Genomic DNA, 24,132 nt, shown 5'->3' on the forward strand with positions numbered 1-24,132 from the left:
GAAGGAATCTTAAAGAATAGATTGTCTTAAGATTCCTTCTTTAATGTTATAATTAAGTTAGTTACTGTAAAAAGGAAGGTAAAATGATGAAAAACGACAGAAATGTACTGGAAATGATCCCTGTACGAAATGAAAAAATACTATGGGAAGTCAAAGAGGATAAGGTACTCTTAACCATTAACAGAGATCGAACTTTTGATCGTTTGATGAACAAGTTATTTAAAACCCCTCTGAAGACTACTGTAGAATTGGAAGAGTTTGGTTCATTTATATGGCAAAAATGTGACGGAACCAATACGATAGGTGATCTCTCAAACCTTTTAGAAGAGAATTTCGGCGAAAAGGCTCATCCCGTTTTAGAAAGACTGCTCATATATATGAAAAGTTTGCGTGAGAATAATTTTATCCATCTGAAATAGGAGGCTAATTATGAAGTATGTATTATATATCCTTTCCATCACTGTTATTACAATGGTTCTCATGTATATAGGGATCATAAAAGAAAAAAATCTCCCTATAGAACTGGCTAACAGGCTTTACAAAAAATGCGCAAGAAAAGTCATTAAATATTTAGAAAAAAATGAATCAATCACTATCCCTGAAATCCGAAATCTAATAAAAAACGAAACTGTTTCCGTCATTTGGAGCAAAAAAAGATTAGGCATTACGGATTTAAACAGTTTCGTAAGACATCTGATTGATTATTTACTCAAAGAAGAAAAAATCGAGCGTATCAGTGGTAAAGTCAATTCTTTCAGGCTAAAGAAATAACTGTTCTTATGTCCATAAGTCTTTAGCCATCTCCTCTATTTCCCGCTTTCTCTTCTCTGTCTCCTGATCATCTATGCGTATTTCAAGAACTGTTCCCTCTTTCGCACCCTCAGGGATAAGTTCTTTCGGCATATCAATAACCTTGCCGTTTTCTAATTCTACAACAGCAAATCCATTTTCAAACCTGTCAATCGTAATAAACATAATTCACCTCTAATACTCCTTTTCATAGACTAGATTTCCTTTTCCGTCTGCTGAAAAAATAATCGTACCACTTTGATCTGTTCTTAAGATTTCTATATTTCCTTGCTGCAACTTAGTGATTGTTTCTTCATGAGGATGACCATACTTATTGTCTTTCCCTGCGGAAATCACAGCATAACGTGGATGAACAGCTTCCAAAAATTCATCTGATGTAGAACTATGGCTGCCATGATGACCGACTTTTAGAACATCCGATTCAAGTTCTTGGTAGGTAAGCTCCAAGATCTCCTCTTCCGATGTTTTTTCTGCATCCCCCATAAACATAAAAGAATTACTTCCAAAAACTAAGCGAATGACAATAGAATAATCGTTGAGTTCTGTATATTCTTCGCTGTTAGGCGCAAGTATCATCCACTCTGCATCTCCCAAAGTATAGGAATCTCCAACTTTAGGAGTGGTAACTTTAAGATTTTTATTTTTAACAGCCATGATGACATCTTTAAAGGTTTTAGTAGTACTTGTCACCTTCGGCATAAAAATCTGCTCTATATCAAAATTGTTAATAACTGCATCCATTCCTCCTATATGGTCTTCATGGGGATGGGTTCCTATCAAATATTGCAATTTGTCAACATGATGTTCTGTAAGATAATTTACAACCAAGTCACTGTCATTATTATTGCCTGCATCAATGAGCATATACTGATTATTTTGCTCAATAAGTATGGCATCTGCTTGCCCGACATCTATAAAATGAACCTTTAGGTTCCCACTTGGTTCTTTCTCATTTTCCGTTTCAATTTCTATCGAGCACCCTGTAACAATAAAAATGAGAAGACTCATAAGTGCTACAAAGCTTATGAATGCTCTAAAACGCTGTCTGTTCATAGTCTCTTTCCTGGCCTTTCTTAATTGTCGTATTTATAAATATATTTTAGTCATAGATTTATTGCATGATCAACTTAAAATTCCTGAAAACATAATAGATTTTTAATTTATTTTATCATACCTTTTATGAATTTCCTAACAAAAACTGCATTTATCTAATAGAATATATCACTGTTCTACATAGCAGTATGAATTTTTTAAAGATATTTTCATTAGCATTTTATCATGCTTATTGACATATTATAGTAAAAACTCATTTAAGGAGGAATGCCATGACTCTTGAGCCTTTTGTAGATCCCCTTCCACTTACAAGAACTTTACAGCCAAAGGAACGATTCAAATGTTTTACTTATTATGAAGTTACAATGAAAGAGTTTTTGCATAATTTCCACTCGAATCTTCCCAATACGAGAGTATGGGGGTATGAAGGAGAAATTCCCGGCCCTACAATTGAGGTAACTCAAGGCGAATGTGTCCATATAAAATGGATAAACGATCTGCCTGATAGACATTTGCTACCAATTGACCATACTATTCATGGCTCAGGTGAAGATATGCCTAATGTCCGTACAGTCGTTCATCTCCACGGAGCTGAAGTAGAACCTGAAAGTGACGGCCATCCGGAAGCCTAGTTTTCAAGAGATTTTGCACAATGTGGTCCTCGTTTTGCACATACGGTTTATAAATACTCTAATAATCAGAAACCGGCTACACTCTGGTACCATGACCATGCCCTGGGAATTACTCGTTTAAATGTTTATGCTGGCCTTGCAGGAATGTATATTATCCGTAACGAACAGGAGGATTCTCTTGGCCTTCCTTCAGGCAAATATGAAATTCCTTTAATCATTCAAGATAAGTCTTTTAATGAGGATGGTTCTCTTTTCTATCCCAGAACAGTAGATAATCCTCCTCCCGAATTTCCCAATCCTTCGATTATTCCAGGTTTTGTAGGAGATTTCATTGTTGTAAATGGAAAGATATGGCCTTACCTGGAAGTTGAACAAAGAAAATATCGCTTCCGTATTTTAAATGCCTCTAATCAAAGGTTTTATCGCATGAGACTAGACTCCGGCCAACCCTTTGTACAGATAGGTTCCGATGGAGGATTATTGCAAAGACCGGTTACTGTGGATGAAATCACTATAGCACCGGCAGAGCGGGTGGATGTAATCATTGATTTTAGTGAGCAACCCGTTGGTTCAAACATTATATTAACAAATACAGCGCGTACTCCTTTTGATTTCGGTGCTCCTCCTGACCCTAATACAACAGGATTAATCATGCAGTTTAGAGTTATTTCCAGAGAAGGCACGGATGAAAGTCAAGTGCCAAAATTCCTGACTACTGTAAAAAGATTCAATGAATCTGAAGCAAAAAGAACAAGAGATATCACTCTGGATGTCACTCAGGATCGATATGGAAGACTTATGTTCATGTTAAATGATCACATGTATATAGATAAAATTACGGAAAATCCGATGCTTGGAGATATAGAAATCTGGAGGATTATAAATTCAGGAATCGCTGTACATCCCATTCATATTCACCTTGTTCAATTTCAAATTCTGGACCGTATTCCATTTGATGTAGAAGCATATAATCTGAAAGGTCAGATACGTTTTACAGGTGATCCTGAACCTCCCCTTCCCGGCGAACAAGGATGGAAGGATACCGTTCAGGCCTTTCCAGGCTTCGTCACCCGAGTCATTATGCGTTTTGCTCCCTATATAGGACGATATGTATATCACTGCCATATTTTAGAGCATGAAGATTATGACATGATGCGCCAATTTGAGGTAATTCCAAGAAGATTAACTCTCTGCGGCAACGATAAATGTCTGGAGTGCTCACAAAGTTGCAGATGTATATGTGAATAAACAAGCAAAAACACCAGTCATATTTCGTGACTGGTGTTCTTTCAATAGTATTCCTATCCTATAACATAACTGTTTATAAGATCATACACCTTAAGAAGAAGATTATCCATATTTTTGCCTTTGAAAAATTTAAGCTCTATACTGATTCCACCGGACAGTACCAGCTTTATTTCTGAATCCAAGTCAAATGTTCCTGCCGTTTCAACCGCATAAGTAACGATATTTTTATAAGGTATTGAATAATATTCTATTTTCTTTCCAGTGATTCCTTGTTTATCAGCAATTAAAATACGTTTGTCAGTAAACACTGCAACATCTCTTACAGTTTTTACTGCAAAATGCACTACTTCATTTTTGGAGATGAATGGCTCAAGGCTTGGAGAAAGAGGTACTTCTTCGTAAAAATTAAAGACTTTGTTTAAGCTTACATCCGCCACATTATAACCTCCTATACATTATATTAAAATTTAACTGTTCACTACTATTCTTCCCAGCTTACAATGTCTTCAATACTTTTTCTTTTTTTCTCCGGCTTGCTGTCTTCTTTTGGATATCCCATGGGTAAAAGGGCAACTACTTCTAAGTGGTCTGGTAGTCCTAATATTTCATGGCACTTTTGCGCATCAAAAGCACATACCCAACAGGTACCAAGTCCTAAATCAGCGGCAGCTAAAGTCATATGGTCAACCGCTATAGCAACATCTATATCACAATGGTCTTTACCATCTTTTCTTTTCCATGATTGAGAATGATCCCCACAAGCAACAATTACAACCGGTGCACTTTGAAACCATGGACGTGGATAAGTTTCTGCTACTTTACTTCTTAACTGCTGATCTGTAATCACAATAAAATGCCAGGGTTGATAATTTACCGCAGAAGGAGCAACTCTCGCAGCTTCCAATACTTGAAGAATTTTTTCTTTTTCTACCTCTTGTTCTTTGAAATTTCTAACAGAATATCTTTCCTTTGCAAGATCCAAAAAACTCATTGCTCATTCCTCCTTATACATTTAATAAATCAATTTAATATAAATATTTTTCTATAAGACTATAAAGTACGTCCAATTCAAAAGGCTTGGATATATAATCATCCATACCTGCTTCAATACATTTTTGTCTATCCTCATGAGATGCAAATGCCGTCATGGCAATAATAGGGATATGATCGTCTCGATCACGCTGTTCCCTAATCATTCTTGTTACTTCAAATCCATCAAGTTCAGGCAATTGAATGTCCATCAGAATTAAATTAACCCGAGTATTCTTCAAAATACTTATTGCTTCTTTTCCATTGTAGGCAGGGATATAATGATATCCTTTTCTTTTAATAATGCTTTCCATGATTTCTTGATTAATTATATTATCTTCAACGCCTAAAATTGTTTTAGCTGAGATACATTGATTACTTGTTTCTGTTAATAAAATCTTATCTGACTCTAAATTTGATATCTCTGATATTTTATTAATGATTGGATTGAATTTATCTATGGATTTTTTAAGCATACTAACATATCTGCTTTGCTCATGGTCAAGAGGTGTTGTTTTAAAAAGCTCTATTATTCCTACTATGCCGCTGATCAGATTTCTTATTTCATGGCTCATATGGGATAAAAACTGATAAGAATCAAACTTTCTTTCTTCCAAGATATCTTTATAGATTCCAACAGCTCCATTAAACATTCCATTGCGATCATAAACTGGAGACAAGGAAACAAAGACATCCGTTTTCGTTCCATCTTTATGCAGACTTGCTGTTGTAAAATCTTTGATGATCTCTCCCGATCTTACCAAATCCATTTGATTATAAAACTCAGAAAGTTGATCTTCCGCTATTAAAACTTCTATGCTCCTGCCAATAATCTCATTTGCTTTATACCCGAATCTTTTTTCAGCCCCTTTACTCCACAGAGAGATCTCACAATTCTTTGTCAGTCCAATAAAGTCCTCATCAAAAACATCTAAAGATGTAAAAAACATCATAGCTTCATTTATAGGAATATGGGAAATATTTTTCAAATTTTCATTCATATATATCCATCCTTCATTTTATCGTTTGTTGTGCTGTTATTGATCACTGTAATGAATGATCTTATAGTTAGATCTTTAAAAGTATGTTCATTGCTGCGTATTTTTCAAAATAAAAAATCTGGTTATGCCCGTATCCATGTTTATAGCCATTCATAATATCCTGTATTTTATAAAGAAGCCCTAGTTTTTCACATTCTTTCTTAAGTAAATTCCATAATTCCTGAGCTTTTGGAGAGGAACATTCATAAGCATTTCATACATGCTTATATACTTCTGTTTCATCATCGAAAAATACTCATAAAGCTTTTTTGATCATATTATGATTAGTTCCAAACCAGGAATTATTGGAAGAATATTCGGAAATCATGGTCTTCGCCTTCACAAATCCCATATAGGATAAACCTTCTTTTCAACAAGTTTCGTATGATTTGATATGTAATTGGGGACTATGGACTAAAAGATTGCTCAAATGAGATTACTTTTTATTATACATTATACGAATATAATATCAAATTAAATTTAAATAACATACGTAGAAATCGCTATTTCTTTTTCTCCTATTGCGTTTTTATTAAAAAATAAAAAATGCGAGCTTCTGCTCACTGCTGAAACTCGCTTAAGTCAATATTACTGATGATTCCTTTTTGGAATTTTAACTTCAAAATTTTTTTAACGCTTTCATTAATCCGTTCTTCTGAAAACTCTCCTCTTTGCACTGCATTCATTAAGGCCTCAACAGATCCTTGTAAACTTGAAGGACATAATAATATATCTGCTCCGGCTTTCACTGCATAAACAGCTGCAGTGGAGGAATCATAATGATCCGCTATCGCCTGCATATTGAGAGCATCGGTGATAACAATGCCTTCAAAATTCAGCTCGTTCTTCAGAATATCTGTAACGATTTTATAGGAAAAGGTGGCAGGAACATCCTCTATATCCGGCACGATAAGATGTCCAATCATAACCATATCTGCTCCTGCATCAATACCTGCTTTGAACGGCAAAAACTCTTCTTTACGAAGCTGATCAAGAGATTTCGTTACATAAGCCGCACCATAATGGGAATCCACCTTTGTATCTCCATGCCCGGGAAAATGCTTTAAGGAGCAAATGATGTCTTGATCTCTAAACCCCTGTACTGCGGCCGATATCAACTCCGCAGCCTGTTCAAAGTTATCACTATAAGCACGATCACCTATGACTGTATTCTCGGGATTGGACCATACATCTGCCACTGGAGCGAAGGCTGTATTAAATCCATATTTTTTGATTGAACCGGCAATCAATACAGCATTCTCATAGGCCTTCTTCTTCCCCATATTTTTATACGTTAACATAGCATCTAAAGAATAGGGATGAAGTGTTTCCATGACTCTGGCAACCCGCCCGCCTTCTTCATCACTGGCGACAAATAGAGGAATATTAGCATAAGACTGTATCCCTTGGATCATGCTGATGACTTGCTCTTCACTGCTTAGGTTTCCCTTTTGGAAAAGCACTCCTCCGACAGGATATTCTGTTAATGCGTTTTTGACAATATCTCCTGCTGCCGTTGTATTACTCACTCCAGTCAAAGAATCTAGAAAAACTATAGACATTTGACATACTTTTTGATGCAAGTCCATTTGATTCAGGATTTCATTTACCAGAATGTCTTCACTTTCATTTTCTTCACCAGCGTCCTCATCCGTAGATTCGCCGCTGTTTTCCTTGGCTGTTTCATTTTCCTGAGGTAATTTACTGTCATCCCTATCACTATTATTCATTTCATCATCTGTTTGTTCAGAAACTTGATCCATATTCTGGTCGTGTCCCACTCTTTCATCAAAAAAGTTTAATTTTACTACTATTATAACGCTTAAGAGAAAAGCTATAATGATCAAACCATTAACAGTAACTCGCTTCCATGTTGCCGTTTTTTCATTTCTTTTCATCTTATTGCTTTCCTTTACATATAAAATTTTGAAAACATTAAGATCTATTCCTTTGATTATTTTAACCCCAAAACTCTGATATTCCCTTCTTAATTTTTTCAATATATCTCAAATTTATACTATTTAATATTATTGCTGTTTATAATCAATTCCTGCTTTAGCTGCCTGACTCATCTGATATTTTCTTTCGATGTAATAGATGCGATTCCCTTTACGAAAATGGGCTCCTGTTTGCTTGAAATGAAAAGGTACACCAAACTCCATACATTGAGCTCTGGTAGAGAGTATCCAATCGTAATCGCATACCCTTGCGTCTTTACCAGATTCACCGCCACAGATCACATTTTCTATTTTGCTATGATATTTGGCCAAATATTTTCTGATGTCAATAGCCTCCAGCATTGGCTCATGAATAATGGACTGATGTTTAACAGGTAATTCCAAAAAAACAGGCAACCTTTGATCCGTCATTTCTTGGTTTTCACAGGTACAGCAAATGTGAACATTTTCATAGCCCTCTCCCCAGTCGGAGGGCAAATTTTTATAAAAACGGTCAGGTCTTTTGGTTACAATGAAAAAATTAAGATCTGAACGCAGTTTAATATACCGCCAGGCATCTGTACGCCACTCATCTGCTATTGGATGAAAAAAATCAGATGTAAAACAAGTGTATACGAACTCCCCATCAGCTTTAAGTTTATATTCGCCCTTGCGGTTTTTCTGAACAGGAAGATCGAATGATGAAGTCTTTTGAACTACTGAAGCATCTTTATCAAACTCTGCATCCCGCCTGTATACATAACAATGCGCACATCCCGGGCTAATTTTCGTACATCCATGCCATGGATTCCAGGTAGGCATTTAAAACTCCTCCTTATATAAACTTAAACTTGAAATTAAACTTAAACTTGAAATTACAGTTTCAGTTCCATATGTTCATAACGGGATGCCAGACCCTTGGAAGGTGCTTAACATAATTCTTCTTAATTATTAGGGTTTAAGGGCTTCTTAAAGGTTTCTATTTGTTCTTTGGCCTCCGAAGATATTGAATCCGCTAACCGATTATGATTCATAGATTGCGAAGTCAAATAGCTTTGTATATGATTTTTATTCGTATTTTCTATCTCATATTTTAATTCACTGGCAGATAACAAGCTGCTTCCGGTACCTCTTACGATCACTTGCTGCAAGCCGTCTGATGTGGCTACTATAATATGATATTTTTTACTGTGGTCATAAGAAAATTTTTCAATATACTGGTCTGCGGTCTGGGCTTCCTTTGTATATACGACATGAATATTATGATAATCAATCATTTCTTCTGTATGCCCTTTGACCCTATAGGCATCAAAAACAACAATAACTTCACATTTTTTAGTTGCTTTATAATTGCACATTATATCTAAAAGTTTGACTCTTGCACTGTCCATGTCGTCCTCAGCTAATTCTTTAAGTTCAGGCCAAGCATGAATAATGTTGTAACCGTCCACTAGAAGATACGTTCCTTGCTTTGACTCTTTAGGTTTAGGCTTGTCTTCAATTTTAGAACGCATTGCTTCATAATAACGTTCCACGGAGGATTTTGATTTTTTCCAGGTGGATTTCTTTCCTTGATTGGACACGGTTTGTCCTAAAATCTGATCAATTTCCTCTAAGCTAATCCATTCCCTGTCTGAAAAGGTTTGGCTTTGAACTTCTTCTTTGAAGTTTTCCTTTTTGGACTTAAGATAGCTTTCAATATGCATATAATCTTTTACTTTATCCCAGCTGACATAAAAACCTGCCCCGTAGGAGCAAAAGATGGAGCCTGTAGGATTCTCTGTATCTGCTTCAGAATCATAGCCTATTCGCTGTATAACTTCTTCTGCATTATGACAAAGCTCATAGCCCTTTAAGGTACAGTATAATCTTCCAAAGCCCTTCGTGTAAGACATCAACTCTTTATGATAATTTCTCATGGTGACTACAGGAGCACTGCCTACCAAAGTGGTCATTTCACCATCAGTCTGGAGGATCTCGCTGGTTCCATACATCTTTTCAATATCCATCATGGCTCGTCCCACCATTTCTCTGGGAACTTCCATCTGAAAACTATAATAGGGTTCAAGCAATATGGAATTGGCTTCTTTTAATCCCTGACGTACAGCGCGATAAGTAGCCTCTCTGAAATCTCCACCCTCTGTATGTTTATTATGGGCGCGACCGGATACCAGCGTTATTTTCATATCCGTAATTGCCGAACCAGTTAACACCCCTTTGTGAATCTTTTCTTCTAAATGGCTTAAAATAAGGCGCTGCCAGTTTCTTGCTAAAAGGTCTTCGCTGCAGTTTGTTGCAAACTGAAGTCCACTGCCCCGTTCTCCGGGTTCCAGTAATAAATGAACCTCTGCATAGTGCCTTAGGGGTTCAAAATGCCCAACCCCTTCAACCGTATTGGTAATGGTTTCTTTATAAACTATATGACCGTCATCAAAGGTCACGTCCAAATTAAAGCGATCTTTAATAAGACTTTGAAGGATTTCGATCTGGACCTCTCCCATAATTTGTGCCTGGATCTCTTGCAGCGTTTCATCCCATACAATATGCAGTTCCGGGTGTTCTTCTTCTATTTCTCTAAGTTTCGGCATAACTTCCCTTGGAGAATAACCATCGGGTAATTTGATCTGATAAGATAATACTGGTTCAAGAATCGGTTTGCTAAAATTTTGTTCAATCCCTAATCCTTCACCGGGTTTCGTTTGCGTAAGTCCTGTTACAGCACAAACTGTCCCGGCAGAGATTTCTCCTACTGCCTCAAAATTTTTGCCTGAATAAATACGAATTTGATTGATTTTTTCTTCCCATCCGTTTCCTGATAAAACGTCTCTTACTTTTAATTTCCCTCCAGTAAGCTTCATATGAGTTAGCCTATTGCCCTGCTCATCTCTCGTGATTTTAAAGATTCTGGCCCCAAATTCTTCCGGATAAGAAGGCCCTATGGTATACTGAATCAATTTTTCCATAAAATACTCTATACCTTCCAATTTCAATGCAGAGCCAAAAAAGCAAGGAAAGATCTTCCGCGCTTTAATTTCTTCTTTAATTTGTTCTTCAGTGACATGCCCGGTTTCTAAAAACTTTTCCAATAAACGCTCATCCGTCATGGCCACTTCTTCATAAAACTCATTCCCATTATCTTTCTCAAAAGATATACAGGCATCGCTTAACTGACTTTTAATAGATTTCATCAACTTCTCTTTATCCGTTCCTGGCTGATCCATTTTATTAATAAACAAGAACACCGGAATCTGATACATTTTTAAAAGGCGCCAGAGGGTCTTGGTGTGACTTTGGACCCCATCGGCACCACTAATCACTAATATGGCATAATCCAAAACCTGAAGGGTGCGCTCCATTTCCATGGAAAAATCTACATGGCCCGGTGTGTCCAACAGGGTAATTTGAGTGGAATGGATATCGAATACCGCTTGTTTGGAAAAAATGGTAATCCCCCTGGCTTTTTCAAGAGCCTCTGTATCTAAATAAGCATTTTGGTTGTCCACTCTTCCCATCTTTCCAATTTTACCGCTTAAATATAGCAGGCTTTCCGATAATGTTGTTTTCCCCGCATCTACATTGGCTAGTATGCCAATTACCAATTTCTGTCTCATAGATTTCAAATCCTTTATTTCTAAATGTATTCATCATCTTATATTTATAAGTAAAGTTTTTAACCTTAAAATTTAATTTCATCCAGTAATAGTATGATACCAGTAAAATTATTATTTTTCAATTTTATTCATCTGGTATTTATTCTTTTGCATTAACAAATGCAGAGATTTTCTATCATATTTGAATGAATTATTTTAATAACTGCAAAAGAACAATCTAACTTAATTTCATTTAATTTTCAATAATCCTTCTAATCATCTCTGATCACTTTTACACTGTATTGTACAGCAAAAGCCTGTGCTATGGTGTTAGATAGCAAATCTAAATACAGACTTTTTTAATCTTAAACATTTAATTCCATCTGCTATGCTTCTAACGGCTTCCATGGCATCTCTTTTACTTTCTCTTTTCCCTCTACAGATAGACGCCAGACATATACATAGGCCTTGATAACTTCTTTCGTATTTTCCAAATATATTTTTTCTATAACTCTGTTATACAGTACCCCTTCATCTTCCAATTCATCCAAGTTAGCCAGTACTTCTCCATCTACGCTGTACACTTCTCCCAATATCTTTTCTTCTTGCTTTGGCAGGATGCCTGGATAATCTTCAATATGATACATCTCATAATCATTAAGGATTCCTTTTCCTAAATATCGAACATTTTCATTATTGCTTAAATAATGATGATTACAATATCCCTGCATAAGCGTTCCATAGACAAATACATTGCATTTTTTCATATCTTAACTCCTTTAGCACAGAATCCTTTTCTAATGCCTCTAAATTCAGTAATCAATTCTTTTCTTATATCCATTTTATCATCATGATATATAAAACAACCCAAAAACTATATTTATATCCTCAAATATTAATGAGAGGTGTAATTTTTTGTCGAATTTTTGTAACATGTCCGAATACTGTTCATATACTAATAACAAAGGAGGTGAAAAAGATGAGAATAAAAAATGCAAATAATGTAGCAGGAGCAGGAAGAAACAGATGCAATGGTAATGGGAATGGCAATAACAGCGCTGTACTGCCGGCAAATATTAAAGACGTATTGAGATTCCTCAATGAAGACGATGTAAAAATCGTATTAAAATCTGGAAAATGTGAAGAAGTCGAAGTACTTGGTGTAAACGGAAACTTACTGGCAGCAGAATATGAAGATGACATCAAATTCGTTGACATCGATTGCATCTGTGAAGTCATTGCTGATCCTGAAGATGTCATCGAAGGATTATTCAAACAACATCGTTGTAACTGTTAATCTTTGTCCATCATAAAGGACGGTTCTTTAAAAACCGTCCTTTATGCTTTAAAATTGAATTTTATTGCCTATATCTGTGCAATTTGTTATGTGCAGGCAGTAAAAATACTCCTAAATATGAACATAAAAATCAATCTTTAATCCCCACTGCAAGTATGGATATAATTGCAAGAATCCCTAATAACCCTGTCGTAATAAAACCAGTCATAAGCCCGAATTTATCCCCTATAACCCCAAGCAAAACCGGCCCCAAGATCATACCCACACCATATATTGCCTGATAAAATCCCATGGTGGTAGTCCTAAGGTTTGGTTCTACATTTCTTATCACCAGTCCCATTAGCATAGGAAAAGTCATCGCTCTTCCTATGCCGCTGATGATCTGCACCAAGTAAAGCAAATATAAATTAGGAACAAAGGGAGTAAGAATACATAAAACTGTGTTTAATCCGAACCCAATAAGTAATGTGTTTTTACTTCCAAAATATTTTACAAATACGATCCCTGCCAACGCTGAAAATAATATTTGGGGAAGATTAAAAAACGTAGTTAAAAGCCCCAATTCAAACGAATTGGCTCCTAACTTAGAAGCCACGATTGGCGTAAATCCAAAAATCGTCGCAAAAGTTATAAATTGAGACAATATCCCTAAAAAGCAAATATGTAATATATCTATATTCTTTACAATGATAAGCAGATCAGATACTTTAAAGGGCTTTCTATCGATGGCATCTTCTTTTGGTATAAAAAAACTTAGAAGAAATCCCATAAGGCCTACAATGGTACTCAGCAAAAATATGTGCCTCACGCCTAAGTAAAGGGAAAGAATACCTGCCAACAAAACTGCAGTAAATTGTCCGATCATATTTGCTGAGTTAATGATTCCTATAGCCTTAGTGGATTCCGAAGGCTTATAATACCCAGAAAACATTACCGTAAAATTTACCCAAGTTGCTGCAGCTACCCCCGCCAGAAATCTTCCCCCTAAAAGAGTATAGGGACTTGGTAATATAAAAACTATAAGTGCACTAAAAATTGCTGTAAAAAGACCTAATACAACAAATATCTTTCTTTTATTAAATACATCTGATACGATTCCTAAAGGTATTCTTAAAATAGTCTGACTAAGTCCATAGGCTCCGGTGATCATGCCTATCATTCTATATGAAGCCCCCATATCTTCTGCAAAACTAGACAACTGGGGGACATACGCATATAATGAAAACCAAAATAAACCTGTTACAATGCAAAAGAGCACCTTTTTATTAGACATAATACATCTCCTAATATAATATTTTGGTAATTTATCTTGAATGTTTTGATTTATCTCTATTATATAATAAATTACCTTTATCAGGAGAGTAAATCGATAAATTTCGCAATTTTTTTCAAAAGTTTATCTTCTACAGCTAATACACAAAATCTTGGAAGATTTATTAAAACCTTTGATTTCTAAGACAGAAAGCAGCTGATTTTATATCCTTTTTCCCTAGAATTGCAGATACGACTGCTATTCCATCTATATTAGTATCTTTTAATAAAGATACATTATCTTCATTGATCCCTCCGATGGCAACGACAGGTATGGCTACACTCTGCTTTATTTCTTTTAGCAAATCTACAGAGACATCTCGTGCGTCTTGTTTCGTGCTGGTGGGAAATACTGCTCCCACCCCTATATAATCTGCTCCATCCTTTTCTGCCTTTTTGGCTTCCTCAAGAGTAGATGCAGAAACACCTACAATTTTATTTTCACCTATGATTTTCCTTGCAATTACACAGGGTATATCCCTTTGCCCTAAATGAACCCCTTCGGCATCTACTGCCAGGGCAATATCCAGTCGATCATTGATAATCAGAGGTATATTATATTGGCTGGTTATTCGCTTTATCCTAAGGGCCATATTATAAAATTCCAAAGAAGTTATATCTTTTTCTCTAAGCTGAACCAGCGTAACACCTCCTTGTATAGCCTCTTCTACTGCAGATTCTAAGTTTCTTCCTGCTAATATATCCCGGTCTGTGACAAGATAAAGTTTATAATCAACATTATTCTTCATCAATTTTCCCCCAATTCAATATTTCTTCCTCCGATAAATGATATATAGCATCCATGATTTTACTTTTCAGACTTCCACTTCCCTCGTATGGATCCAATCGGTTATAGGCTATTTCGCCTGCTATTCCCATGGTTGCAACCCCTGCAAGAGCCCCATAAAGATCATTGCTTCCTGCACCCAGATAAGAACCAATAAGAGAAGTGCACATACAGCCTGTACCTGTAATTCTTGACAGCATTTCATGTCCATTCTTAACTGAGTATAAAGTTTCTCCGTCCGTTATAATATCCGTTTTTCCAGTAATCGCAACAACTGTATGAAAGCTATTGGCAAAATCCCTGGCAAATGATTTTATACTGGACGAAACATTTTCACCGGTTGAAAAGTTTTCTGAGCTATCAACGCCCTTGGTTTGAGCATTGATGCCATATAAAGCCTTTATCTCCGATAAATTGCCCCTTACAACTGCTATTTTTATTTTACTCATAATTTCTTTCGCAATCTTTGTTCTGTAAGGTGTTGCTCCCACCCCAACAGGATCTAATACAACGGGAATATTAAATTCATTAGCTTTTTTTCCTGCTTCAATCATAGATTCCACCGTTCTGCTGTTTAGCGTTCCTATATTAATGACTAAGGAATCGGACAGTATAACCATATCCCTGACTTCATTTATGTCATCTGCCATAACAGGAGAAGCACCAATCGCCAGAGTAATATTGGCACAGTCATTGACTGTCACATAGTTTGTGATATGGTGTACTAAGGGTCTTAAATTTCTTACATTCTGTAATGCTCTTGAGATTTTATAATATATCTCCATCTTCAAGCCCACCTTTTTTGTATAATTCATAAAAATGATGGGTAGGTCCAACGCCCTTCCCGATGTCTAAAGCATGTTCTATTGCAATGGTGATATATCTTTTTGCACGATTCACGGCTTCTTTTATACTGTATCCCAGAGCTAAATTGGAAGCTATGGCAGAGGATAGGGTACACCCTGTTCCATGAGTATTTTTAGTGTCAATTCGCTCAGAGTAGAATCGTGTAATATCTTTTCCATCATAAAGCACATCCACAGCTTCTCCACTCATATGCCCACCTTTTAAAAGTACATTCTTCGCTCCTAATTTATATAGCTCCTGTGCTGCCTTTTCCATATCTTCAACAGTTTTGATGGCAATAGGTTTTGATGTTACTGTACGTATTATTTCTTCTGCTTCAGGGACATTGGGTGTAATAACAGACGCTCTTGGAATAAGTTCTTCGATTAAACTTTTCTTTGCTTCCGGCTTTAATAAAGAATATCCACTCTTTGAAATCATTACAGGATCTAAAACAATATTTACTGGATGATATTTTCCTATTTGACTTGCTATAATATGAATCGTCGAAGGTTGCGATACCATTCCAATCTTGACTGCATCCACTTGTATATCTGTAAAAATAGCATCTATTTGTGCTTTTATAATGGCCTCATCCAAATCCCGTACGTCAAAAACGCCTTGGGTATTCTGAGCAGTTATGGCTGTGATCACGCTCATACCATATACCCCATGGGCGCTAAAAGTTTTTAGATCTGCCTGTATTCCTGCTCCACCAGAACAATCCGAACCTGCTATAGTTAATACTTTTTTCATGATTGCTCTCCCCCTACAATTGTTTTTTGATATCCATCACTTTAGTAAAATCTAACATTTTAATAATGGCATAAGATATTATGCTTCCCCCGGTGGTGCTTATTAAGAATGGAGAGATATAAAAGAATGCTGTAACATCATTGCCTAATATCAATTTAGCAATAGGATAAGCCAATAACCCTCCAAGGATTCCTGTGCCAAGTATTTCTCCTGCAACTGCGAAAGCAGGCTTATTGGTCTTCTTGTATAAAATCCCTGCAAGAAATGCGCCTACCATGCTGCCTGGAAAGGCTAAAAGTGTCCCCGTACCTAAAAGATTTCTTAACAGAGAAATACCAAATGCTACTGCTGCACCATATCCTGGACCAAGAGCCACTGCTGTCAGAACGTTGATAGTATGTTGAACCGGAAAGCATTTTGATGCACCTATAGGAATATAAATAATATTCCCTGCGATTACCCCTATAGCAATAAATAAAGCAGACAAAGTAATCTTTTTCGTTTTCATTTTGATCCTCCTTATATCTCTATTTATTTCTATACATAAAAAAACACAAGCCGCAGGACTTGTGTTTTATGATTTTTGAAGTATGTAAAAATCCAGAAAATGTGATTTTACATCATACAATAAAATCAACAACACTTCCTACGCTGGAATTACCCAGATCAGGTTCATAGGGTCAAAGAATTACGGTTCTTACTCTCAGCCGGCCAAATCCGACTCCCCTGTGCAAAGGATTTTTAAGTTGTTTAATGAAATAATAACATAATTCACTAATAAATTGCAATACTATTCTGCTTTAATACTGGCTAATAGCTGTGTCTTAAGTGTTATATAATTAGCTTTTTCATAAAATCCAGAGTTTACAGTAATCATATTTCATCAATACTAATCTTTATCTGATGCTTCGGTTTGATCCTATATGGTCTGAATATTAAGGTGTACTTTTAGCGTGTGATGCATTTTTCTTAACCATCTCTATGAAACCTTCTGGATTAATGATTTTGCCCCCCTGAAAATCATATCCACTATCCAATAAATATTTAACAGCTTCCTCCTTGGTTAAATCAGGATCCACTTGAAGTCCTAAGGCGATTGTTCCAACTACATATGGTACAGCCCAGCTTAAACCACCATTTGTCCAATAAGCATATTTATTTTTTATGCTTTTATGACCATCTGCAGTTGTCCTTGCACCGGTTGGCACTCCAAAACTATCGTTCTCAATAAAACCCTTTGCCCATTGTGCTGTTTCGTAATTTCTATAATCATCTTTATCTTTATAAGGCTTGATCAATAAAGGAAGGTAATTAAATGTAGTCACATTTATGACCATAATATTATTTTTTTCTGCTTCTATAATTGCTTTTTTATAATCGTCAATATAGTTTTCTCTTTCATCCGGTGAATCTGAAAATCCTACTACTTTTATTTTCTGGTCTTCAGGTAAAGATTTATTTATTTCTATGAGTTTATATAAGGCTTCTGCATGGGTTCTTTGGTCTTCCAGCCATGCAGGATGCCCCAAAAAATACACATTCGCCTCAGGAGCTACCCCTATTTCAGCTCCAGCTAATAAACTAAGTACTGCCGGGCCATGCATTGAGGTATCCATACCATTTTCTTCCGACCTAATCTTGTAATACTTAAGATTTACATTAGAATATGCTTCATGGCCTTCAAGAAGAGGTTGGTCTATATATGCGATGTTTACATTTTTCCCTGTATAACCTAACTTGTGTAATTTTTTTATGTTTAACCCCGGATCTTTTCCATATTCAATCACTTTTAAAGGATCAAAATCATCCGGCATACGATTTTTACCCGGCCACTTTGTTAAGTTATCAAATTCCAGGGTATATAATAATTCTTCTTGTCCTCTTAAATCTAAATAGGATAAATTCTTTCCACGAACGTCCATATAAGCTTCTAGTTCTGTGTATATGAAAAATCTATATAGTAATAAAATGATTATCATTATAATGAGAATAAAACTCCACCTTATATTTTTTCCTTTTATCATTTAGTTTACTCCCCTTATTTATTAATATCTTTATCATTCTAAATTTAAACTACAATAGGATGGTTATTTTATAATACATCGCACTCCCTATGAAAGCTAAGTTTTTAACGCGACAAACTTTTCCAATGTTTGAAATTGTATCATATTTGTAATATATATTCAACAAATCTAATATTACAATATTGTAAGTTTTCCTACTTTTTATTTTTTGAACAAATTTTAGATATTCTTTCAGAATTAAAAAATGGCAGATATTTACAAGGGGCCTTGCAATAAATATATAAGCACAAAATTGATATTTGGTTTTATCAGGGTTGAGTTTGTTTCAATTGATCTGTAATAGAATTATGACGAATAGATTTTATTAAAAAATTAATAGGTATAATGTGGATAAAGACAGGACATCAAGAATCAAAAAAGGCTTCTAGCCAAATTGCTAGAAGCCTTGATTTCACTAAAGCTGCTAACGGGACTTGAACCCGTGACCTCCGCCTTACCAAGGCGACGCTCTACCGACTGAGCCATAGCAGCATATTTATTAATTTGTCGCTCAACGCTTACATATGTTATCATGTTTTGACCTTTTCGTCAAGTGTTTTTTATAACTTTTTTATCTTATTATTCACTGAATAAGCATTTTGCTCTGTATTCTTTAGATAATTTAGTACAATTTGCTTTTTAGTAAAAAGAGAAAATACTATAAAATGAGACAAAATAAAAATTAAGGCTTTTAGTAAAATTACTAGAAGCCTTTTTCTATTCCTGATAATTTAACCTTGCTGGGAGAAATCACTCAGTAATGAGTGAGCTATTCATAGAATCGGCCATCTCACTAAATGCTGATACCAGGTTGCCTGTAAGCACATCTGCTAATTTTAAATTTTCTTTATCCGTATCAATGATCCATTTTCCATCTTTTTTTACACAATCTACCGTTAATTCTGTAGAGTATTCTTCAGTAGGTGTACTATCTAAAGCAGCAGTAATTTCACTTAAAAGCATTTCTTGAATTTCTTCATCACTTGGAGATTCTCCACTAAATGCAACTTCCATTACTTTTCCAACATAATTCGCAAATGCCTTAGCTAAAACAGGCTTCATATCGCCATATGTACATGATACATTTACAACGGCTCTATCATTCTCAATAGTTGTTTCACCTATTGTATAAGTCAATGTTTCATTGCTTTTCTTAATTAACTGCACAAAAGCATCTTGATCTGTTATTTCACTTGCATCCGAATCCAGTATTGCTCCAAGCTTTTCTAGATCAGTATTTTTCATGGCATCAAATAACTCAGAAACCGCCTGTTCGGGTTTATTTTGCGAGCATCCAATTAAGCTTAATATGAATACCCCCATTACGATTATTGCTAAAACTCTCTTTTTCATTAATCTCCCTCCTAAATTAATCATATTCTTCACAATTATACACTTATTGTTAAAATTATGCAATGAATAAAAAATTATTATTTTTAAGAAAAATTATACAATATCACAACTTATTAATGATATGGTCTCTCAGATTTTGGTGAGATTACATAACTACCTTCACCATTCAAATTGACTTAAGCAACTTTTTCCCTAAATTCAAGACTATATTTTTCTATAAAAAAACTGACTCCCAATCATAATTTTTAGTTTAGCTTTTGGGAGTCAGTGTTCAATCCATTCTTTATTATTTATTAAAATCTATTTTTTAAGCTGACTTAATGCTTCAAGGTATTCAAATCTCTTCAGTGTATTCTTGCTGATGACTGGGTCAATGCCAAGCTGTTCGTTAAAGAATCGTCTAATATCTTCTTTTGTTGCAACAGTATCCAGTCGGTCCATCAAGTCCAATCTGTTATAATGCTTGCATCCTATATAATAAGGGTGTTTTAAATACATGGATTTATCTTTTTTAGAATTACAGATTTTTGCCAAATCTTCTTTGTAATCCTGTTTGGTCAGGGTCATCATAATCATTTCCCCGATGGTAAGTTCTTTATCGGGCTTAAATTCATTGGTCTTATAACCCAAAATAAATCCTTGCTGATCCAGGTCTCTTGCAATCTCAAAGTTCTTTGACACATCATGGAAATCTTCAAAAGGATATAGCTTCTTAAGTTCTCTCACTGAAATCACTTTATATCCATGTTGAGATAAGATCTCCAGCTGCTCCTTAAGCGCAGTAGCAACCGGCGTCATCAAAGACATATTGTACCCGTCTTTTTGGAATATGATTTGGCCATTTAATGAATTTGGATTGTTCTTTAATGCATTTTTAATCGGGTCAACCATTTTTCTGACATCTTCTTTATAGTCTCCCACTGTAGGCATCCAGCCACCTCCATCAAAACTTGCAGCCAAATAATCGTATCCCATCAATGCATATGCCTCATATGAAGTAAAACCGTCTGGAATCTTGTCAATATAATGTGGAGGTCTGGACATGATGATTTCATAATTAAATTCATTTTTAAGCAGGTTGTGTAATTTCGTCAAGTCTTCTACGACTTCTTGAATATTAGAAAAATGTTCACGGCTGCCATACACAATATTGTTTCTGCCAAATAAAACATGTCTATAACCGTGATTTGAAATCTCGTGGCCATTCTCTATAAGTGCTCGTACTAAATCTCCTTGATTTTTAGCCCCTGCATATTGATCTTTGCCATATTGAGGATAATGGTCATGTTTTACGCCACTCCAGGTTGGTTTATGAAGCTCTCCTGGTTTATCAGGATAATTATATTCCGTTGTACCGATGACATTGAATGTCCCATGAGCTCCATACTCTCCCATAATATCAATGAGCACTCTGGTCAGTCCCCAATCCTGATATTTAGAATCTGTTACAGGGTTGATGGGCATATTCATGGGACCGTCATCAAAAGTCATAGATACTATCTTTTCTCCTGCAGGTACTGAAAATCTTTCCAGGCGTCTGACAGGGGACAAATATCTTCCTGCATTTTCTCTTCGTCTTTGTTTAATTTTCTTATTAATTTTCCTTGCCAATGCATATAGTTTCATACTCTTTACACCTCGTTATCTTATTGTAAACTATTTCAATTATTCCAAACAGCATTCTGACACCATTTTTCAGCATGGATTTTGGCTTAAATCCTTTCATATTATGAAATTTAGCTTTTGCTATATTATAGTTAACAGAATTTTTATAGTAGATCACACTTTTATTTTGTAAAACTTCTTTAAACGCCTTTGGTTCTACAGTAAAATCCTCTGTAGCTGTGTAGCAGTGACTGAGTTCTTTCAAAGAATGGGCATCCGGCCCTCCCAAATAAATGAAACCCTTTCTGTTTAATAAGGTTTTAACAAACCGATCAGACTTGGTTTTATAGAAAAAAGAATCCAAACGGGCATTATATCTTTCTATGCCATCTAGATAATCTAAAACTTCCATATGGTCTTTTAATTTACCATTGTAAGGGTGGGCCATCACAAGAATGCCATTTTGCTTTCTCACATTTTCTATAAGTTTGTAAAAATCAAATCGCTTCCCATCCAGTTTGGGCGTTTCTTTTTCTATGGATTCATCAATAAAATAAGCCAATATATGTCCATATTGTGTGGAAAATTCAGCTCCAGGAATAATAGAAATCTGTTCATCGCTATACTGCAGAGCTTCCATGCTTCCCCTGGCCGTATTATGGTCAGTAATCGAAATAGCATCATAGCCTAAAGTTTTGGCAGTTTGAATGATCTCTTTTACTGGGACATCTGAATCATGGGAGTATTCCGAGTGAATATGCAGACACATTTTCATTATATATTTCTCCCTACTAAAGATTTTATATAATTTATAAAAGGTACAGGATTTTTGATACTCAAGATTCCTTCTTTAGCCACTATAATATTACCCAACATTTTTAAAGCTTTGCCCAATTTGCCTTTTTTTATTAACGCAAGCACTGCCAGAAAAGCTTGTGGGCAATAATACATTTTCCTATTCAGTTTATATGGAATCACTGTTTCATCAATCACTTTATGGGTATTATCCAAAATACGTATATAATTTTTAAAGAAATCAGACTCTGCTACAAATAATAAAGGCATGCTTCCCCAATACCTTGGATTAATTTCTATGAGATAATCGCCTTTAAATTCTACCATGGCATAACCTGTCCACTTTAATGCTTTTAAAATCTTGTAGGCATTTGAAACCAATTCTTTATTATATCTGGAAACGCAAATGGCACTGGGGCCTCCTGCAACAGGATATTCCAAAAGCCGCTCATGCATGATATAGTCCACCAAATTGGACTCTTGATCTAAAAGCATAGAAACTCCAAATCCACTACCTGTAACATACTCCTGAACCAGGATATTTTCTTGATCATTTCCCATGGCTTTTACTGCTTGTTCATACTCTGTGTCGTTATGAACGATCTTATATCTTTGCTGTGGCTTTAAATTAGTGTTTTCAGAATTATTCAGTTTAACCACCAAAGGATATTCTTTAGCATTGTTTTTAGGTGCCTTTACATTTAAGTCATATGCCAATTCCATAAGCCATTTCTTATTGGTGATTTTTACAACGTTCTCCTGGTTTGGTATGATGTATTTGATCTCTGGTTTTATTTCATCTACTGCTTCAATAATTCGCGGGTTCCCTACAATCAAATAATCTTCTTGGTTAAAATGTGCAAAAACTTTCTGTAAATCTTCTTTAACACTTTCTTTAGAAATCTCGTAAACAGTTTTTAAACGATTGCTGATTACTTTAGCATTCTTAAAATTTATGCCATGTACCTCATAACCTTCTTTAATCAAATACTCGACCAAAGGTACCGTCATTCTCTTATCTATATTATCAATTAATATTCTTTGCATAATTCCTCCAAAAACTTAAGATCATTAGAGTATTCTTGATATTTTAACAAAATAATCAAACAGATACATTATACTATATGTATTTTACCCATACAAGCTTACCACATTGTTGCAAAATGGGAAAGCCGTAAATATAAAGTTTTATGCTGAAACATGAAAGTTGTATAGGAAACCCCAAGGATTTCCTATACAATAAAAAAGCATCAGCGAAACTGATACTTTAGGCAATAATTATTCTATTCCGATAAAAATTTTTCTAATTTTTTCTTCACCCTTTGGAGTGCATTATCAATAGATTTAATGTCACGTCCCATTTCGTTTGCAATCTCATAGTAAGGCTTTCCCTGGAGATAAAGGGACAATACTTGGCACTCTAAACTGCTTAAAACTTCTCCCATACGCTGTTCTATAAAAGCTAAATTTTCCTGTCCGATCAAGAGTTCTTCCGGATTGGCAGCTTTGCCCCCAATAATAACATCCATAAGGGTTGTCCGTTCACTTTCCTCATCAAAAACCGGTTTGTGGAGGGAAATATATGAATTTAATGGCATATGCTTTTGACGGGTTGCCGCTTTAATAGCAGTGATGATTTGACGGGTTATACATAATTCTGCGAAAGCACGAAAAGATGAGATTTTTTCTTCCTGATAATCTCTGATGGCTTTATAGAGTCCAATCATACCTTCTTGAATTATGTCTTCACGGTCGGCGCCGATTAAGAAATATGTTCTGGCTTTTGCACGAACAAAATTCTTATATTTATTAATCAAATAATCTAACGCATCTGTATCTCCTACTTTTATCAATTCAACAATCGCTTCATCATCCATTTCGTCATACGGTAGTATTTTGGTTTTTTCTTCAAAATTTAAGCTCATTGTACCCCTCCCCAACTTTCTCATATGTATTTTTTAATCTCCGATGTGTTTTCTA

General features: G+C 35.4%; 25 protein-coding genes, 1 tRNA gene, 1 pseudogene and 1 riboswitch. Of the genes and pseudogenes, 6 read left to right on the forward strand and 21 right to left on the reverse strand.

The annotated features are described in order from the left end of the window. Window positions 1-86: 86 nt before the first annotated feature. Window positions 87-419 carry a PqqD family protein gene (locus JOD07_RS03000; RefSeq protein WP_204612135.1) on the forward strand — a complete coding sequence of 111 codons (333 nt, stop codon included), beginning with the start codon at window positions 87-89 and terminating at the stop codon, window positions 417-419. A 10-nt stretch (window positions 420-429) separates the two neighbouring features. Next, window positions 430-771: a hypothetical protein gene (locus tag JOD07_RS03005; protein ID WP_158741292.1), complete on the forward strand. Its 342-nt coding sequence runs from the start codon at window positions 430-432 to the stop codon at window positions 769-771. A gap of 6 nt (window positions 772-777) precedes the next feature. Here JOD07_RS03005 and JOD07_RS03010 read toward each other — a convergent pair whose 3' ends face one another. Next, window positions 778-975 (reverse strand): DUF3006 domain-containing protein, encoded by a 198-nt coding sequence (locus JOD07_RS03010; protein WP_158741291.1) that lies wholly within the window; start codon window positions 973-975, stop codon window positions 778-780. A 9-nt stretch (window positions 976-984) separates the two neighbouring features. Next, the gene (locus JOD07_RS03015) at window positions 985-1,863 is read right to left on the reverse strand and encodes a ComEC/Rec2 family competence protein (RefSeq protein ID WP_158741290.1); all 879 of its coding nucleotides are present in this window, start codon (window positions 1,861-1,863) and stop codon (window positions 985-987) included. A gap of 272 nt (window positions 1,864-2,135) precedes the next feature. Between JOD07_RS03015 and JOD07_RS15330 the strand changes: the two genes are divergently transcribed. The 3 genes and pseudogenes from JOD07_RS15330 to JOD07_RS15965 all read left to right on the forward strand — a co-directional run bounded on the left by JOD07_RS15330 (window position 2,136) and on the right by JOD07_RS15965 (window position 3,743). Beyond that, window positions 2,136-2,495, forward strand: a complete 360-nt coding sequence (locus JOD07_RS15330; RefSeq protein ID WP_243429223.1) for a multicopper oxidase domain-containing protein — start codon at window positions 2,136-2,138, stop codon at window positions 2,493-2,495. 51 nt (window positions 2,496-2,546) lie between these two features. Continuing rightward, window positions 2,547-2,651 (forward strand): annotated as a pseudogene (locus JOD07_RS15960) (multicopper oxidase domain-containing protein); the annotation flags it as partial. Beyond that, complete coding sequence (locus tag JOD07_RS15965) at window positions 2,640-3,743, forward strand: multicopper oxidase family protein (protein ID WP_243429224.1); 1,104 nt, start codon at window positions 2,640-2,642, stop codon at window positions 3,741-3,743. The pseudogene JOD07_RS15960 and the gene JOD07_RS15965, both read left to right, overlap by 12 nt. 53 nt (window positions 3,744-3,796) lie before the next feature. On the opposite strand, the gene JOD07_RS03025 is transcribed toward JOD07_RS15965, so the two are convergent. The 7 genes from JOD07_RS03025 to JOD07_RS03055 all read right to left on the reverse strand — a co-directional run bounded on the left by JOD07_RS03025 (window position 3,797) and on the right by JOD07_RS03055 (window position 12,106). Further along, complete coding sequence (locus tag JOD07_RS03025) at window positions 3,797-4,180, reverse strand: PH domain-containing protein (RefSeq protein ID WP_158741288.1); 384 nt, start codon at window positions 4,178-4,180, stop codon at window positions 3,797-3,799. Between the two features lie 44 nt (window positions 4,181-4,224). After that, the gene (locus tag JOD07_RS03030; protein WP_158741287.1) at window positions 4,225-4,734 is read right to left on the reverse strand and encodes a nitroreductase family protein; all 510 of its coding nucleotides are present in this window, start codon (window positions 4,732-4,734) and stop codon (window positions 4,225-4,227) included. Between the two features lie 34 nt (window positions 4,735-4,768). Beyond that, on the reverse strand, window positions 4,769-5,773 hold the full coding sequence (locus JOD07_RS03035; protein WP_204612137.1) for a response regulator: 1,005 nt from the start codon (window positions 5,771-5,773) through the stop codon (window positions 4,769-4,771). A 599-nt stretch (window positions 5,774-6,372) separates the two neighbouring features. Next, entirely contained in the window at window positions 6,373-7,710 is a 1,338-nt protein-coding gene (locus JOD07_RS03040; RefSeq protein WP_158741285.1) for a glycoside hydrolase family 3 protein, read from the reverse strand. Between the two features lie 129 nt (window positions 7,711-7,839). Further along, on the reverse strand, window positions 7,840-8,571 hold the full coding sequence (locus JOD07_RS03045; RefSeq protein ID WP_158741284.1) for a DUF5131 family protein: 732 nt from the start codon (window positions 8,569-8,571) through the stop codon (window positions 7,840-7,842). A 122-nt stretch (window positions 8,572-8,693) separates the two neighbouring features. Beyond that, window positions 8,694-11,360 carry a translation factor GTPase family protein gene (locus tag JOD07_RS03050; RefSeq protein ID WP_204612139.1) on the reverse strand — a complete coding sequence of 889 codons (2,667 nt, stop codon included), beginning with the start codon at window positions 11,358-11,360 and terminating at the stop codon, window positions 8,694-8,696. 365 nt (window positions 11,361-11,725) lie between these two features. Continuing rightward, complete coding sequence (locus tag JOD07_RS03055; protein ID WP_158741282.1) at window positions 11,726-12,106, reverse strand: gamma-glutamylcyclotransferase family protein; 381 nt, start codon at window positions 12,104-12,106, stop codon at window positions 11,726-11,728. A 212-nt stretch (window positions 12,107-12,318) separates the two neighbouring features. Between JOD07_RS03055 and JOD07_RS03060 the strand changes: the two genes are divergently transcribed. Then, window positions 12,319-12,636 carry a hypothetical protein gene (locus JOD07_RS03060; protein ID WP_158741281.1) on the forward strand — a complete coding sequence of 106 codons (318 nt, stop codon included), beginning with the start codon at window positions 12,319-12,321 and terminating at the stop codon, window positions 12,634-12,636. 130 nt (window positions 12,637-12,766) lie between these two features. Here JOD07_RS03060 and JOD07_RS03065 read toward each other — a convergent pair whose 3' ends face one another. The 12 genes from JOD07_RS03065 to sigH form a co-directional block, all read right to left on the reverse strand. Next, window positions 12,767-13,909 carry an MFS transporter gene (locus JOD07_RS03065; RefSeq protein WP_204612141.1) on the reverse strand — a complete coding sequence of 381 codons (1,143 nt, stop codon included), beginning with the start codon at window positions 13,907-13,909 and terminating at the stop codon, window positions 12,767-12,769. Between the two features lie 163 nt (window positions 13,910-14,072). After that, window positions 14,073-14,696, reverse strand: coding sequence for a thiamine phosphate synthase (gene thiE, locus JOD07_RS03070; RefSeq protein WP_158741279.1), 624 nt, complete (start codon window positions 14,694-14,696; stop codon window positions 14,073-14,075). Further along, a complete protein-coding gene (gene thiM, locus JOD07_RS03075; RefSeq protein ID WP_158741278.1) occupies window positions 14,686-15,519 on the reverse strand; it encodes a hydroxyethylthiazole kinase in 834 nt (277 codons plus the stop codon). The genes thiE and thiM overlap by 11 nt, the downstream gene beginning before the upstream one ends. Next, window positions 15,503-16,336 (reverse strand): bifunctional hydroxymethylpyrimidine kinase/phosphomethylpyrimidine kinase, encoded by an 834-nt coding sequence (gene thiD, locus JOD07_RS03080; RefSeq protein WP_158741277.1) that lies wholly within the window; start codon window positions 16,334-16,336, stop codon window positions 15,503-15,505. Before thiD ends, thiM begins: the two co-directional genes overlap by 17 nt. A 13-nt stretch (window positions 16,337-16,349) precedes the next feature. Continuing rightward, window positions 16,350-16,844 carry an energy coupling factor transporter S component ThiW gene (thiW, locus tag JOD07_RS03085; protein WP_204612155.1) on the reverse strand — a complete coding sequence of 165 codons (495 nt, stop codon included), beginning with the start codon at window positions 16,842-16,844 and terminating at the stop codon, window positions 16,350-16,352. A gap of 118 nt (window positions 16,845-16,962) precedes the next feature. Then, window positions 16,963-17,074, reverse strand: a riboswitch (TPP riboswitch). Window positions 17,075-17,271: 197 nt separating this feature from the next. Continuing rightward, complete coding sequence (locus JOD07_RS03090; RefSeq protein WP_204612157.1) at window positions 17,272-18,315, reverse strand: S8/S53 family peptidase; 1,044 nt, start codon at window positions 18,313-18,315, stop codon at window positions 17,272-17,274. Window positions 18,316-18,818: 503 nt separating this feature from the next. Further along, window positions 18,819-18,891, reverse strand: a tRNA-Thr gene (locus tag JOD07_RS03095). A 258-nt stretch (window positions 18,892-19,149) separates the two neighbouring features. Beyond that, window positions 19,150-19,752 carry a DUF5105 domain-containing protein gene (locus tag JOD07_RS03100; protein ID WP_158741274.1) on the reverse strand — a complete coding sequence of 201 codons (603 nt, stop codon included), beginning with the start codon at window positions 19,750-19,752 and terminating at the stop codon, window positions 19,150-19,152. 300 nt (window positions 19,753-20,052) lie between these two features. Beyond that, the gene (locus tag JOD07_RS03105; protein ID WP_158741273.1) at window positions 20,053-21,378 is read right to left on the reverse strand and encodes a polysaccharide deacetylase family protein; all 1,326 of its coding nucleotides are present in this window, start codon (window positions 21,376-21,378) and stop codon (window positions 20,053-20,055) included. Beyond that, entirely contained in the window at window positions 21,347-22,132 is a 786-nt protein-coding gene (locus JOD07_RS03110; RefSeq protein WP_158741272.1) for a PHP domain-containing protein, read from the reverse strand. Before JOD07_RS03110 ends, JOD07_RS03105 begins: the two co-directional genes overlap by 32 nt. After that, window positions 22,132-23,199 carry an ATP-grasp domain-containing protein gene (locus JOD07_RS03115; RefSeq protein WP_158741271.1) on the reverse strand — a complete coding sequence of 356 codons (1,068 nt, stop codon included), beginning with the start codon at window positions 23,197-23,199 and terminating at the stop codon, window positions 22,132-22,134. Before JOD07_RS03115 ends, JOD07_RS03110 begins: the two co-directional genes overlap by 1 nt. 236 nt (window positions 23,200-23,435) lie before the next feature. Then, entirely contained in the window at window positions 23,436-24,077 is a 642-nt protein-coding gene (gene sigH, locus JOD07_RS03120) for an RNA polymerase sporulation sigma factor SigH (RefSeq protein WP_158741270.1), read from the reverse strand. Window positions 24,078-24,132: the final 55 nt, after the last annotated feature.

This window comes from Defluviitalea raffinosedens, from assembly GCF_016908775.1.
Lineage (GTDB): Bacteria > Bacillota > Clostridia > Lachnospirales > Defluviitaleaceae > Defluviitalea > Defluviitalea raffinosedens.

Excerpts from the sequence above, each read along its gene's own strand:
- JOD07_RS03105 (WP_158741273.1), bottom strand. The coding sequence starts at position 21,378 with ATGAAACTATATGCATTGGCAAGGAAAATTAATAAGAAAATTAAACAA.
- thiW (WP_204612155.1), bottom strand. The coding sequence starts at position 16,844 with ATGAAAACGAAAAAGATTACTTTGTCTGCTTTATTTATTGCTATAGGG.
- JOD07_RS03000 (WP_204612135.1), top strand. The coding sequence starts at position 87 with ATGAAAAACGACAGAAATGTACTGGAAATGATCCCTGTACGAAATGAA.
- JOD07_RS03065 (WP_204612141.1), bottom strand. The coding sequence starts at position 13,909 with ATGTCTAATAAAAAGGTGCTCTTTTGCATTGTAACAGGTTTATTTTGG.
- JOD07_RS03045 (WP_158741284.1), bottom strand. The coding sequence starts at position 8,571 with ATGCCTACCTGGAATCCATGGCATGGATGTACGAAAATTAGCCCGGGA.
- JOD07_RS03010 (WP_158741291.1), bottom strand. The coding sequence starts at position 975 with ATGTTTATTACGATTGACAGGTTTGAAAATGGATTTGCTGTTGTAGAA.
- JOD07_RS03015 (WP_158741290.1), bottom strand. The coding sequence starts at position 1,863 with ATGAACAGACAGCGTTTTAGAGCATTCATAAGCTTTGTAGCACTTATG.
- JOD07_RS03100 (WP_158741274.1), bottom strand. The coding sequence starts at position 19,752 with ATGAAAAAGAGAGTTTTAGCAATAATCGTAATGGGGGTATTCATATTA.
- sigH (WP_158741270.1), bottom strand. The coding sequence starts at position 24,077 with ATGAGCTTAAATTTTGAAGAAAAAACCAAAATACTACCGTATGACGAA.
- JOD07_RS03050 (WP_204612139.1), bottom strand. The coding sequence starts at position 11,360 with ATGAGACAGAAATTGGTAATTGGCATACTAGCCAATGTAGATGCGGGG.
- JOD07_RS03115 (WP_158741271.1), bottom strand. The coding sequence starts at position 23,199 with ATGCAAAGAATATTAATTGATAATATAGATAAGAGAATGACGGTACCT.
- JOD07_RS03060 (WP_158741281.1), top strand. The coding sequence starts at position 12,319 with ATGAGAATAAAAAATGCAAATAATGTAGCAGGAGCAGGAAGAAACAGA.
- JOD07_RS15965 (WP_243429224.1), top strand. The coding sequence starts at position 2,640 with ATGTATATTATCCGTAACGAACAGGAGGATTCTCTTGGCCTTCCTTCA.
- JOD07_RS03040 (WP_158741285.1), bottom strand. The coding sequence starts at position 7,710 with ATGAAAAGAAATGAAAAAACGGCAACATGGAAGCGAGTTACTGTTAAT.
- JOD07_RS03005 (WP_158741292.1), top strand. The coding sequence starts at position 430 with ATGAAGTATGTATTATATATCCTTTCCATCACTGTTATTACAATGGTT.
- JOD07_RS03030 (WP_158741287.1), bottom strand. The coding sequence starts at position 4,734 with ATGAGTTTTTTGGATCTTGCAAAGGAAAGATATTCTGTTAGAAATTTC.
- JOD07_RS03110 (WP_158741272.1), bottom strand. The coding sequence starts at position 22,132 with ATGAAAATGTGTCTGCATATTCACTCGGAATACTCCCATGATTCAGAT.
- JOD07_RS03090 (WP_204612157.1), bottom strand. The coding sequence starts at position 18,315 with ATGATAATCATTTTATTACTATATAGATTTTTCATATACACAGAACTA.
- JOD07_RS03055 (WP_158741282.1), bottom strand. The coding sequence starts at position 12,106 with ATGAAAAAATGCAATGTATTTGTCTATGGAACGCTTATGCAGGGATAT.
- JOD07_RS15330 (WP_243429223.1), top strand. The coding sequence starts at position 2,136 with ATGACTCTTGAGCCTTTTGTAGATCCCCTTCCACTTACAAGAACTTTA.
- thiM (WP_158741278.1), bottom strand. The coding sequence starts at position 15,519 with ATGGAGATATATTATAAAATCTCAAGAGCATTACAGAATGTAAGAAAT.
- thiE (WP_158741279.1), bottom strand. The coding sequence starts at position 14,696 with ATGAAGAATAATGTTGATTATAAACTTTATCTTGTCACAGACCGGGAT.
- thiD (WP_158741277.1), bottom strand. The coding sequence starts at position 16,336 with ATGAAAAAAGTATTAACTATAGCAGGTTCGGATTGTTCTGGTGGAGCA.
- JOD07_RS03035 (WP_204612137.1), bottom strand. The coding sequence starts at position 5,773 with ATGAATGAAAATTTGAAAAATATTTCCCATATTCCTATAAATGAAGCT.